The 12409-nt window shown below is 66.5% G+C and carries 13 protein-coding genes; 2 read left to right on the forward strand and 11 right to left on the reverse strand.

The window, feature by feature from the left end:
- Nucleotides 1-139 precede the first annotated feature (139 nt).
- The 11 genes from HMPREF3114_RS20085 to HMPREF3114_RS20135 form a co-directional block, all read right to left on the reverse strand.
- Complete coding sequence (locus HMPREF3114_RS20085; RefSeq protein WP_141750863.1) at nucleotides 140-544, reverse strand: hypothetical protein; 405 nt, start codon at nucleotides 542-544, stop codon at nucleotides 140-142.
- Nucleotides 545-588: 44 nt separating this feature from the next.
- Nucleotides 589-792, reverse strand: coding sequence for a PspC domain-containing protein (locus HMPREF3114_RS20090; protein ID WP_005417153.1), 204 nt, complete (start codon nucleotides 790-792; stop codon nucleotides 589-591).
- 67 nt (nucleotides 793-859) lie between these two features.
- Nucleotides 860-1228: a YfeK family protein gene (locus tag HMPREF3114_RS20095; RefSeq protein ID WP_032954276.1), complete on the reverse strand. Its 369-nt coding sequence runs from the start codon at nucleotides 1226-1228 to the stop codon at nucleotides 860-862.
- Nucleotides 1229-1261: 33 nt separating this feature from the next.
- The gene (phaC, locus tag HMPREF3114_RS20100) at nucleotides 1262-2329 is read right to left on the reverse strand and encodes a class III poly(R)-hydroxyalkanoic acid synthase subunit PhaC (protein ID WP_053499798.1); all 1068 of its coding nucleotides are present in this window, start codon (nucleotides 2327-2329) and stop codon (nucleotides 1262-1264) included.
- Nucleotides 2326-3375 (reverse strand): class III poly(R)-hydroxyalkanoic acid synthase subunit PhaE, encoded by a 1050-nt coding sequence (gene phaE / locus HMPREF3114_RS20105; RefSeq protein WP_053499800.1) that lies wholly within the window; start codon nucleotides 3373-3375, stop codon nucleotides 2326-2328. Before phaE ends, phaC begins: the two co-directional genes overlap by 4 nt.
- 22 nt (nucleotides 3376-3397) lie before the next feature.
- Entirely contained in the window at nucleotides 3398-4012 is a 615-nt protein-coding gene (locus HMPREF3114_RS20110; RefSeq protein ID WP_019660264.1) for a CDP-alcohol phosphatidyltransferase family protein, read from the reverse strand.
- 529 nt (nucleotides 4013-4541) lie between these two features.
- Complete coding sequence (locus HMPREF3114_RS20115) at nucleotides 4542-5903, reverse strand: MATE family efflux transporter (RefSeq protein WP_053499802.1); 1362 nt, start codon at nucleotides 5901-5903, stop codon at nucleotides 4542-4544.
- 118 nt (nucleotides 5904-6021) lie between these two features.
- Nucleotides 6022-6639 (reverse strand): DUF2239 family protein, encoded by a 618-nt coding sequence (locus HMPREF3114_RS20120; protein WP_053499804.1) that lies wholly within the window; start codon nucleotides 6637-6639, stop codon nucleotides 6022-6024.
- A 124-nt stretch (nucleotides 6640-6763) separates the two neighbouring features.
- Complete coding sequence (locus HMPREF3114_RS20125; RefSeq protein WP_005417168.1) at nucleotides 6764-7252, reverse strand: NUDIX hydrolase; 489 nt, start codon at nucleotides 7250-7252, stop codon at nucleotides 6764-6766.
- A gap of 42 nt (nucleotides 7253-7294) precedes the next feature.
- Nucleotides 7295-7804, reverse strand: a complete 510-nt coding sequence (locus tag HMPREF3114_RS20130; RefSeq protein WP_032954273.1) for a DUF1249 domain-containing protein — start codon at nucleotides 7802-7804, stop codon at nucleotides 7295-7297.
- A 178-nt stretch (nucleotides 7805-7982) separates the two neighbouring features.
- Nucleotides 7983-8804 (reverse strand): posphoenolpyruvate synthetase regulatory kinase/phosphorylase PpsR, encoded by an 822-nt coding sequence (locus HMPREF3114_RS20135; RefSeq protein ID WP_005417170.1) that lies wholly within the window; start codon nucleotides 8802-8804, stop codon nucleotides 7983-7985.
- 144 nt (nucleotides 8805-8948) lie between these two features.
- Between HMPREF3114_RS20135 and ppsA the strand changes: the two genes are divergently transcribed.
- Nucleotides 8949-11327, forward strand: coding sequence for a phosphoenolpyruvate synthase (gene ppsA / locus HMPREF3114_RS20140; protein ID WP_053499806.1), 2379 nt, complete (start codon nucleotides 8949-8951; stop codon nucleotides 11325-11327).
- A 145-nt stretch (nucleotides 11328-11472) separates the two neighbouring features.
- Nucleotides 11473-12366: a mechanosensitive ion channel family protein gene (locus HMPREF3114_RS20145; RefSeq protein ID WP_053499808.1), complete on the forward strand. Its 894-nt coding sequence runs from the start codon at nucleotides 11473-11475 to the stop codon at nucleotides 12364-12366.
- Nucleotides 12367-12409 lie beyond the last annotated feature (43 nt).

A 12409-nucleotide genomic window follows, 5' to 3' on the forward strand; every position in this document is an offset into this window, starting at 1 on the left:
TGGATCTGGCGTCCAACTCCTGGGGGTCACTTCAGGGATGGGTTCACGGCGTCCCCGCCAGCCCCACCCACCCAGCCAGCCCCCAGGAAGCAGGAATTCCGCGACCAAAGCTACGAGGGGCTGCGCCGTTGGCTGGAAACTACGGCCACCAACCATTCCCGAACCGGGCGAAATGATCGGCCGCGCGCTCGAACGGGTTGCGCGCGCTCACCCCGCCGCACAGCAGGTACACCGGCAGGTACAGCGGCCCCAGCACCATGTACTGGTAAACGTGCGCGCGCTCGTGGTCGTCCAGCCGGATCAGCGGCTCCACGCCCCACCCCGCCTGATGCGCATAGGTCCGGCAGCAGATGCCGAGGTCATGGCCGGTATGCAGGATCACGTTGCCCAGGGTGATCGCACCGCCCGGCCCCCACGGCCAGTGATCGAACACCACGGCGCAGTCCCGCCCGCTCCAGCGCAGCGTCGCGCCGCCAAGCATGCCGGCCAAGCCGCCGATCAGGCCGATCAGTGTGTTGGGCAGCGTCCATGCGGCGCCCAGCATCTGCAGCGCGCGCAGCCAGAGCGGCCAGGATCGAGCGGCGGTGTTCAATCCGCCTCGTTCGGAATCAGCAGCCACAGGATCAGGTAGATCAGAATGCCGGGGAAGGCGGCCGAGCCGATCGATACCAGCACGAACACGATCCGCACCAGGGTGGGGTTCCAGCCGAAGCGATGGGCAATGCCGCCCATCACGCCGGCAATCATGCGGTCGTTCAATGAACGCGACAGCGTCTTGGGCGTGGTGTTCACGGCGGTGTCTCCTCGGCTTGCGGGCAGAATCAGTCGAGCACGCCGCGACTCTACACCGCCTCCGTGTCTACGGCGTGCGGAGACGCAGCGCCTGCAGGCGCGCACCGAACCAGGCGGCCGCGGTCTGTTCAGGCTGCCCCGGGCACTGGATGCGGTAAGGCTTCCCGCTCATGCTGCTCTGGCTGGCGGCGCGCTCGATGAACTGCTCGGCGCTGTCCACCATGTCCTTCTTCAGCAGGTAGTCGTACTTGCGCTGCAGATGGGCGCGCGCATCGCCGCCGTCGTACCAGCTGCCATTGCGCTGGAAACGGCACTGCGAGCCGTCCAGGCTGGAAATCAGCTGGGCGATCTCCCGGCGTGCATCGGCACTGGGTGCGGCGTGGGCAAATTGTGCTGCCAGCAGTGCCGCAAGAATCAACGAAATCCGGTACGTCATCATCCCCCCAGGTCCGTCGAGCATGGCTCGACTCTACAGGTCACGCGCCTTCAACCAGCCATCAATCGTGGCCGGCACTTCGCGCTGGGCGCGGCCGGACACATAGATACCAATGTGGCCACCGCGGAAACTGGACTCGGTGTAGTCGTCCGTGCCCAGGCGCCCACGCATCGCGCGCGAGGCGTCCGGCGGTACCAGATGGTCCTGCTCGGCATAGATGTTCAGCACCGGCAAGGTGACCTGCGACAGATCCACGGCTTCCTCGCCGATCCGCACCGTACCGTTCACCAGGCCGTTGCCCTGGTAGAACTGCTTGATGAAGTCGCGGAACGCCTCGCCCGCCAGGTCCGGCGAATCGAAGATCCATTTTTCCATGCGCAGGAAATCCTCCAGCGCCGCCTTGTCGTCGAGGATATCGAGCAGACCGACGTACTTCTGCACGTTCAGGCGGAATGGCTTGAGCATCAGGTAGCTGGCATTCATCAGGTCAGCCGGTATGTTGCCCAGCGTATCCACCAGCAGATCCACGTCCACCTGCCGCGCCCAGTGCGAGAGCATGTTGTCGGCCGTCTGGAAATCGACCGGGGTGACCATGGTGATCAGCTTGCCCAGCTTCCGCTGGCGCAACGCTGCGTAGCAGAGTGCGAACACGCCGCCCTGGCAGATGCCGAGCAGGTCGATCGGGCCGCCACTGCGCACGCGCAGTGCATCCACCGCACCATCGATATAGCGCAGCAGATAGTCCTCCAGCGTCTGGAAGCGCTCCGAGCGATCCGGGTAGCCCCAGTCCAGCACGTACACGTCCTGGCCCAGTGCCAGCAGCTTCTGCACCAGGGAGCGGTCGGCCTGCAGGTCGACCATGTACGGCCGGTTGACCAGCGCGTAGACGATCAGCAGCGGCGTGCGCCGGGTCGGCGCCTGTTCGCCGACGAAGCGGTAGAGCACCACCTTGCCGTCGCGCCACACTTCCTCGCGGGCGGTCACGCCATAGTCAACGTCTTCCACCTGCGGCAGCAGCTTCAGCCCTTCCATCAGCTTGCGCTGCATCGCCAGGGTTTCCTGCATCAGGTCATCGGCGTTGAAGCCCAGCGGTCCCTTCATCGGTCACGTGCCCGTGAGGTGGTGCGAGATTCGGACTTTTTGGCAGCCGCCTTCTTCGCCGGTGCCGCCTTCTTCGCGGCCTTGCGTGCGACCGGCTTCACCTTCGCTGGCGCCGGCTGTGCCACCGGATCCACCTCGGCGGTCCCGGCCAGCACCGCCACCTGCGCCTGCAGCCGGCGCAGGCTGCGCTCCAGTTCGGCGATGCGGCGGTGTGCGGCATCCATCTCGCTGCGGGTCGGCAGGCCGATACGTTCACTCATCTGTTCCACCTCGCGCTGCAGGCCGGCGCGCAGACGCATCTGCGCGTTGCCCAGCGAGGCGTACACCTCCTGGAACGGTTCGGACATGGCGACCTTGGCGTAGGCCTCCTCGGCCACTTCGATCCACAGGTCGAACATCGCGCGGGCGCTTGTCAGCTGGCTGCCCGGCTGTTCGTGCTCGGCCAGGCGCTGCTCGAACAGCGCAAATGCCTCGTCCAATGCCCGCTTGATCTGGTCGACATAGGCGCGCGAATGCTGCTGGTACTCTTCCTGCGCACGCAGCAGGGCCTGCCAGCGCGCCTGGTGCTCGCGGCCGGGGCCGAATGCCGGGCTCTGCAGCCACGGGCCCGCCTGCAGCTGGAACTGCTGCAGCCATGCGGCGAATTCAGGTACTGCGGCACCGGCGTGGGTGCTGCCGCGGGCGCCCTGCAGCATCCATTGCAGCATGCCGTCGCCCTGCCCCTGCACCGCCTCGCGCCAGGCCTGGGCCACGTCGGCACTGCTGGCGTCGCGGCCGGCAAACCGAGCGGCGACCTCCTGCATGGTGCCGTACCAGCTGCCCGCCTGTTCGCGGAACCGGCGCACGGCATCTTCCGGCGCGCCGGGCGCCTGTTCGGGCAGCAATTGGCCCCACCAGTCAAACAACCGTTGCCAGCTGCCGGGGTCGTCACCGGCAGGTGCAGCGGGCGCGCCCGCATGGCGCAAAGCATCACCCCAGGCGCCGAAGTACTGCCGGGCCAGCGTCTCGAAATCGCTGCTGCCGGCATCGTGGGCCGAGCTGGTCATCGCAGGCCTCCGCAGGGCTGGCTCATGGCTTGGGGATACGCAGGGTCTTGCTGATCATCAGCGACCCGGACAGGGCGAACAACAGCACCATCGGGTGCAGCTGCCACGGTCCGATCTGCCACTGGCCGAACCAGATGTTCTGGCCGATGGCATCGGTGCCGGCGGCGATCGCCAGTACGATCACCAGCACCAGGCTGGTCGGGATCGGGGTGCCCTCGAAATACGTGACCTTGCCCTCATCGCCGGTCATTGCCTCGGCTGTGACGTTGTAGCGTGCCAGGCGGCTGACGCCGCAGCAGACGAAGTAGCTCAGCACCAGCCAGTCCCAGCCACCCTGCATGCCGCAGGCATAGGCCAGCGCCGCTGGGGCCACCCCGAAGGAGATCACGTCGGACAGCGAGTCCAGCTCGCGGCCCAGGGTGGAGCTGGACTTGCGCCAGCGCGCGATGCGCCCATCAAGGGCGTCGAAGATGAAGGCCAACGGGATCAGCGCCATGCCGAACAGCAGGTAGCCACGCTCGCCGTCCTGCAGGAAGCGCATGGCGGCAAATACCGCACCGGTGCCGCAGAAAGCATTGGCCAGGGTGAACCAGTCGGCCAGCTGGAATTCGCGCAGCATCGAGAAGTGACGTTTCATGGGGACTCACGGAGCATCAAGGCCCACAGGTTACCGCGAGCGCCGTCGCTGGTGACAGCGCTGACGGGGCCCACCCTTCACCGCCCCCTCACCCGCCCTCACCGACGGTGAATTTTTCGCCACCCATCTTGACAGCCTAGGGGGGTGGCGCCTGTCGCGGCTTATCCACAAAGTTGCCCACGCGTAATCCACACCCCCTGTGGACAACCAGATCTCACCGACTGCGACGGTGGACATTTCCTCATCACCCTGACGCGGGGTTTCCCTACTTCCCAAGCCGCGAGGTCGGCGCTATGGTCACCGGCGGGCCCGCCGCCGCCACGTCCGATTCCTCGTGACGGGCGAGGATGATGCCGGATGCTTCCACCCTGGCCGCGCAGCTGCGAAGGCCCCGCCGCAGCGCCGCACTGGCGGTCAACACCCTGTGCTTGTACTTCCGCCTGCTGCTGGCGCAGCGGCGCTGAAGTGGTAGAGCCGGCCGCTGGCCGGCTGCACCTGCCATTCCGGGGTGCCGGACGGCGGCAGGCAACTACCCAGCCTGCACCCGCCGCCAACGCGCGAAGCACAACACCTGCATCACCAGCATGGCCAGCAACCCCAGCGGCCACGCCCACCACACGCCGGCCAGCCCGTGCTGCGCCTGCATCCACATCGCCAGCGGCAGTTCCACCAGCAGCACCGCTGCCATACCCAGCAACGCTGGCAACCATACCGTGCCGCTGCCGCGCATCACCCCGACAAGCACCGCGCTGATTCCCATCGCCAGCACGCCCCACACCACAGTGCGCAGCTGCAACGCAGCCAGCTCGCGCACGTCGGCTGCCGCCAGGATCAGCCCGGTCAGCCCGCGCGCCAGCGCCACAACCAGCACCACCACCACGCTCAGCGTCGCCAGCGCCACCAGCACACCAGTCCGGGCGATGGCCGGCAGCCGTGCTGTACGCCCGGCGCCCATCGCATGCGCCGCGAGGATGGTGGCGGTGATCCCCAACGACATTGCCGGCAACTGCACCCAGTTCATCAGCTGGTTGACCGCACCGTAGGCGGCCGTAGCGGTGTAGCCGTAACGGTTGATCCAGCCCAGCAATACGATCTCGGCAATGGCCAGGCTGAGCATCTGCAGCGAGGAGGGTATGCCGATGCGCAGCATCGATCGGATGATCGCGCCATCGAAACGGATGGCACGCAACTGCTCGCGCCGTGGCGCCAGGGGATGTCCTACCCGATGCCAGCGCCACAGCAACCAGCCCAGGGCCAACAATGAGGCAAACGCCGCCGATACAGCCGCACTGGTCGACCCCAGCCGCGGCAGGCCGGTCCAGCCCAGGATCAGCAGCGGCGTGCACAGCAGGCCGACCACCGTGGCCAGCAGCAGCGCCTGCAGCGGCGTCTTCGCATCGCCTACTGCGCGGCTCACGGCAGTGGCCAGCCACAGGAGGAAGAACGCCGGCGCCGCCAGCAGCAGCACGCGCGCGTAGACGATGGACTCACCGAGGATCGGTGCCGGTGTACCCAGTGACATCAGAAGCTGTGGTGCGAAACCGCTCCCCAGAGCCATCACCAGCACCGACAGCACAAGGATCAGCGCCACCGCGCTGCCGGCCACCGCGCGCGCCTGTTGCGGGCGGCCCGCGCCCCAGGCCTGGCCGATCAGCACCATCGCGCCCGTGGCCAGGCCCATCACCAGGGCCAGCAGCAGGAAAAAGACCGGGAAGAACGCCGCGGCCGCAGCCACCGCCTGTGTGCCAAGCAGGTGGCCGAGATAGATGTTGTCCAGCGTGCCTGCGGCCAGCTGCAACGCATTGGTCAGCAACATCGGCAGCAGAAGCGTCAGGTAGGTGCGCCACAGCGGGAGTGCTGCCGGAGGTGTCGGATGTACAGGGGGGCTCATGGGATTCTCTGGGCAAGGCGCCGCCCTGCCCGGCGTTTCCGCCAGCAAAGCAAGCACAGGGGAAGCGGACCGCGGCCCGCGATCAGATGACGCCGTCGCTCAGCAACGGCGCGATGGCTCAGCCGTCAGCGTCTTCGAACGCCAGGCGCAGGGCGTGGTCGCGCACATCCCTGGGCCAGGAATGCAGCGCTGCTTCCAGGCCCGCGCGGTCATGCGCGAACAGCACCCGAATGGCCTCCTCGAAGCCCGGCAGGTCACCGGCGATGGCCTGCAGGAAGTGATAGGTACGCTCGCTGTGGCGGCGCTGCCGATCCTCGTCGGCACCGGCACGGCTGGCCGCTTCCACCAGCCTGCGCAGCACCACCGAGGCCCCACCCGGCTGTTCGGCCAACCACGCCCAATGCCGCGGCAGCAGCGTCACTTCGCGGGCGACCACGCCCAGTTTGGGGCGGCCACGGCCACGCGGGGTCGCAGGCGCCTCTCCGGTAGTGACGTCGGCATCCGCCTCCACGGCGGAGGGAAACGCTTCGGTCACCCGCGCCAGCAGCTCTGTGTCGCTGCCGCGCGTGTCGAAATCGCGGGTTCGCCCGCTGGCGTTGTCGAACACCAGCAGCGGACCGGCTGCGTTGTCGGCACGCAGCTGTTTCAACGCCAGCGCTGCCACTTCCGGGGTACCGGAAGCGACCAGGCGATGACCGTCGAAACAGCTGAAGGGAGGAAGTCGGGACACAGGCATGGCAATGGCATCAGAGGCGATGCGTGAATATTGCCCGGGTAATTTCACCGAGTCAATATTGTCCGGGTATTAATTTGCCAGAAGAGCGTGCCAACCAAGGTTGGCACCCACCCGATTCGTCACCTCACAGCCGGCTGTAGGACCAGCTGACCATGCGCCCGTCCTTGTACGGCATCACGCCGTGGAACGGGCGCGGGTCGGCGTCGAACACCAGCGGCAGGAAGTTGCGGTCGCCTTCCCACATCGGCAGCGTGTCCAGCTTGTCCAGATCTACCCACTCCAGCGTGCCTTCGTGGTTGCCGCCGTGCGGGGTACCTTCGAAGCTGTCGATGACGAACACGAAGCCCAGCCAGTCTTCGCCGTGCTTGCCGAAACCGGGCCAGCTGAGAGTGCCGCGCAGGCGCATGCCGGTGCAGTCGATGCCGGCTTCCTCGGCAATCTCGCGGCGCATGCTGGCCGCCACGTCCTCGTCCGCTTCGATCTTGCCACCCAGGCCGTTGTACTTGCCGAGGTGATGGTCACCGGGGCGCGTATTGCGATGGATCATCAGCACCTGGCGACGATCGGGCGACAGCACATAGCCCAGAGTGGCGACGATCGGGGTGTACGGCATGGGGCGGCATCCAGCGGCAGGTCAGCCCTGGATTATGGCCGATCAGCGCACGAGCGACAGGCGGCGCTCGGCAGGCGCACCGGCGCCATCGGGGTCACGGCGCAGCGTTGCGACGCCGTGGCCGCGCTCGGCCAGGTATTCCAGCCACTTGCCGAGGAAGGTGTTCATCCGCATGCGATGACTGATCAACTCCGCCGGCGGCGGGTACAGGCCCATGGTGTCCTGCCAGCGGCGGCCGACGTAGCAATGGGTGGTCTCGGCCTGGCGCGCGTCACGGTACAGGCGAACATAGGCCGAGGGATCCGGCTCGCCGGTGACCGGGTCGGCAATGTCGTAGGTCAGCCGCAGTTCCACCGTATAGCGGTGGCACTCGATCACGTCCAGGCGGACATCCAGGCCGTCGCCGATCGAGGAAATGTAGCTGCCCGCCGCCAGTCCCGCCGGTTCGAACAGGCGCACCAGATGGCGGTAGTTCTCCGCGTACAGGCCCATGAGCCAGCTCAGCCGGCTCAGGCGGGGAATGCGTTCGGTACGGGGCAAGGCTCGGGCCATGGGTCGATCCTACACGTTGGTGCTTCAACGTGGGGGCGCCTCAAGCCACAGCCAACCCGTCGGTCGCTGTCACCACTGTAGAGCCGAGCCCATGCTCGGCTGCTGTTCTGGGAGAACCCGGTGGCCCAGCCGAGCGTGGGCTCGGCTCTACGGGCGCAGCCAGGCGCGCCGGAAAGGATCAATACAGCTCGCGCTGCAGCCCCAATGTGGCCAGCACCTTGCTGGAAATCTCCTCGATCGAGGTGTGGGTGGTGCTCAGGGTCGGGATCCGCTCCATGCGGAACATGGTCTCGGCCGCGGCCACCTCCCGCTTGCAGGTGTCCAGGTTCGCGTAGCGCGAGTTCGGACGGCGCTCCTGGCGGATCTGCTGCAGGCGGTCCGGATCGATGGTCAACCCGAACAGCTTGCGCCGGTAGTTGCGCAGGCGCGGCGGCAGGCGGTCGCTTTCCAGGTCTTCGTCGGTCAGCGGGTAGTTGGCCGCGCGCACTCCGTAATGCAGAGCCAGGTAGATGCAGGTGGGCGTCTTGCCGGCGCGCGACACCGCCACCAGGATCACGTCGGCATCGTCATAGTTCACCGCGATGCCGTCATCATGGGTCAGGGCGAAGTTCATCGCGTTGATGCGGCGGTGGTACGTGTCGAAATCGACCATGCCGTGGGCCTGGCCGACCCGGGCCAGTCGAGGGCTGGCCAGTTCGCGCTCCAGCGGCTCGATGAACGGCGCGAACACATCCAGCATCAGGGCACCGCTGTCGGCCAGGATCAGGCTCAGGCTCTGGTCCACGCAGGAGTTCACCACGATCGGCCGGACTTGGTACCGCTCCCCCGCCGCCTGGATCCGGGCGCAGGCTTCACGCGCTTTTTCAGGGTCGTCGACAAACGACATCCGATCGGTAATGAAGCTGAACCCGGAGAACTGGGTCAGCAGGCTATGCCCAATGGTTTCAGCGGTGATACCGGTTCCATCGGAAACGTAGAACACCGGACGGATGGTCGACATGCGCGCTTTTACCCCCTACGAAGCTTAAAAAGGCCGCCAGCACAAGCTTGTGCCGACGGTGCTCTGCCCGGCATCATATCGGCTTCTTCCTACGGACGCGGCCACTCAGCCCGCCTCGGGCGATGGCCAAACGGAGCATCGCGCTTGAACGAGAACATCCTGTGGTTGCACGAACTGCGTCTGGCCGATCTGGCCCGCGTAGGCGGCAAGAATTCGTCCCTGGGCGAGATGATCGGCAACCTGGCCGGTCTGGGCGTTTCGGTGCCGGGCGGTTATGCCACCACCGCTGAAGCCTTCAAGGACTTCATCGCGCACAACGACCTGTCCAAGCGCATCTTCGACAGGCTGGCCACGCTGGACGTCGAGGACGTCAACGCGCTGACCGCCGCCGGCAAGGAAATCCGCGGCTGGGTAATCGACGCCCCGCTGCAGCCGCAGCTGGACCAGGACATCCGCACCGCCTACGCCAAGCTGAGCGCCGAGAATGGCGGCGGCGACGTGGCCGTGGCCGTGCGTTCGTCTGCCACTGCCGAGGATCTGCCGGATGCGTCCTTCGCCGGCCAGCAGGAAACCTTCCTCAACGTGACCGGTGCCGACGACGTCGTGCACAAGGTCAAGGAAGTGTTCGCCTCGCTGTACAACGACCGCGCCATCGCCTACCGCGTGCACCACGGCTTCAAGCATGAGGACGTATTCCTGTCCGCCGGCGTGCAGCTGATGGTGCGTTCGGGCGTCGGTTCCTCCGGCGTGCTGTTCACCCTGGACACCGAGTCCGGCTTCCGCGACGTGGTGTTCGTCACCTCCTCGTTCGGCCTTGGCGAGATGGTCGTGCAGGGCGCGGTCAATCCGGACGAATACTACGTCTACAAGCCCACCCTGCAGGCCGGCAAGCCGGCGATCCTGCGCCGCTCGCTCGGCAGCAAGGCGATCCGCATGGTGTATTCGGATGTCCCCGGTGAGCGCGTCCGTATCGAAGACACGCCGGCCGAACTGCGCACCACCTTCTCGATCAGCGACGAGGACGTGCAGGAACTGGCCAAGCAGGCGCTGGTCATCGAAAAGCACTACGGCCGCCCGATGGACATCGAGTGGGCCAAGGACGGTGTCAGCGGCAAGCTGTTCATCGTGCAGGCGCGCCCGGAAACGGTGAAGTCGCGCAGCCACGCCACCCAGATCGAGCGCTTCGCGCTGACCGAGAAGGGCGGCAAGGTGCTGGCCGAGGGCCGTGCCGTCGGCGCCAAGATCGGTTCGGGCGTGGCCCGCGTGGTGAAGACGCTGGACGACATGAACCGCGTGCAGCCCGGCGACGTGCTGATCGCCGACATGACCGATCCGGATTGGGAACCGGTGATGAAGCGCGCCTCGGCCATCGTCACCAACCGCGGTGGCCGCACCTGCCACGCCGCGATCATCGCGCGCGAGCTGGGCGTGCCGGCCGTGGTTGGTTCGGGCAACGCGACCCAGGTCATCGAAGATGGCCAGCTGGTCACCGTCAGCTGCGCTGAAGGCGATACCGGCTTCATCTACGAAGGCAAGCTCGGCTTTGAACGCACCACCACCGATCTGGGCAACATGCCGCCGGCGCCGCTGAAGATCATGATGAACGTGGCCAACCCGGAACGTGCCTTCGACTTCGGCCAGCTGCCGAACGCCGGCATCGGCCTGGCCCGCCTGGAAATGATCATCGCCAGCCACATCGGCATCCATCCGAATGCGCTGCTGGAATACGACCGCCAGGACGCCGCGACCAAGAAGAAGATCGACGAGAAGATCGCCGGCTACGGTGATCCGGTCAGCTTCTACGTCGACCGCCTGGCCGAAGGCATCGCCACCCTCACCGCCTCGGTCGCCCCGAACGCCGTGATCGTGCGCCTGTCGGACTTCAAGTCCAACGAGTACGCCAACCTGATCGGCGGCAGCAACTACGAGCCGCACGAAGAGAACCCGATGATCGGCTTCCGCGGCGCCAGCCGTTACGTCGATCCGAGCTTCTCGGCCGCCTTTGCGCTGGAGTGCAAGGCCGTGCTGCGCGTGCGCAACGAAATGGGCCTGGACAACCTGTGGGTCATGATTCCGTTCGTGCGCACCCTGGAAGAAGGCCGCAAGGTCATCGAGGTGCTGGAACAGAACGGCCTGAAGCAGGGCGAGAACGGCCTGAAGATCATCATGATGTGCGAAGTGCCGTCCAACGCACTGCTCGCCGATGAGTTCCTGGAGATCTTCGACGGCTTCTCGATCGGCTCCAACGACCTGACCCAGCTGAGCCTGGGCCTGGACCGCGATTCGTCGATCGTCGCGCACCTGTTCGACGAACGTAACCCGGCGGTGAAAAAGCTGCTGTCGATGGCGATCAAGTCGGCACGTGCCAAGGGCAAGTACGTTGGCATCTGCGGCCAGGGCCCGTCCGATCACCCGGATCTGGCCGAATGGCTGATGCAGGAAGGCATCGAGTCGGTGTCGCTGAACCCGGACACCGTGGTTGATACCTGGCTGCGCCTGGCCAAGCTGAAAGCCAACGGCTGATGCCGTGATGGGCTGACGTCGCTTTCATCGACGTCCGCCCATACTGCTGCTGCACGCAAGCCCCGCCTCTGCGGGGCTTGCTGTTTCTGGCGTCCACGCACGCCCGGCCCCACGCAGACATCGCTACGCAGCAAAGGACTTCCGCATGATCGCCGCCGCACCTCCCGCCCCCGCCGCAACGCCCTGGTTCCACTCGCTCGACTGGGAACGCCTGCTGGAGACCTATGGTGTGCCGCTGCTGGCCGCCATCGTGGTGCTGCTGGTGGGCCTGTGGGTGGCGCGTCGCCTGTCCAACGCGATGCCGCGCGCCACAGCGCGCATGGGCGTGGACCCGATGCTGGGCAGCTTCCTGCGCAACGTGGTGTACGCCGCATCGCTGGTGATCGTGGTGGTGCTGGCCATCGGCACGCTGGGCGTGCAGATCACGCCGCTGCTGGCCGTGCTCGGCACCGCAGGCCTGGCCGTTGGCCTTGCCCTGAAGGATTCGCTGTCCAACATCGCCTCGGGCGTGATGCTGGTGACACTGCGGCCGTTCCGCGTCGGCGACGTGGTCACCGTTGCCGGACAGACCGGCACGGTGCGCGAAGTGCGCATTTTCCAGACCGTCATCACCGGTGCCGACAACCAGCACACCACCATTCCGAACACGCTGATCACCGCCGCACCGATCATCAACCTGACGGCCGAGCCGACCCGCCGCGTCGAACTGGTGATCGGCATCGGCTATGAAGACAACATCCAGCTGGCACGCGACACCGCGCTGGCGCTGATGAAGGCGGACCCGCGCGTGCTGCAGACGCCGGCACCGGACGTGGTGGTGTACGAGTTGGGGGCGCACGCGATCAACCTCGGCATCCGCTGCTACGTGAAGTCGGCCGACTGGTTCGGCACCAAGGTCACGCTGCTGGAGCAGCTGAAGCTGGGCTTCGACAAAGCCGGCATCAACATCCCGTATCCGCAGCAGGACATGCACCTGTACCTGCATGGGAAGGATGGCGGTGTGGTCGAGGCGGACGCGCTGGTGCGCGACAAGCCCTGATCCCAAACAGAAATGCCGGCCAGCGGCCGGCACTACCCTGCCC

Origin of the sequence: Stenotrophomonas sp. HMSC10F07 (assembly GCF_001807895.1) — a bacterium.
In the GTDB taxonomy this organism is placed as follows: domain Bacteria; phylum Pseudomonadota; class Gammaproteobacteria; order Xanthomonadales; family Xanthomonadaceae; genus Stenotrophomonas; species Stenotrophomonas sepilia.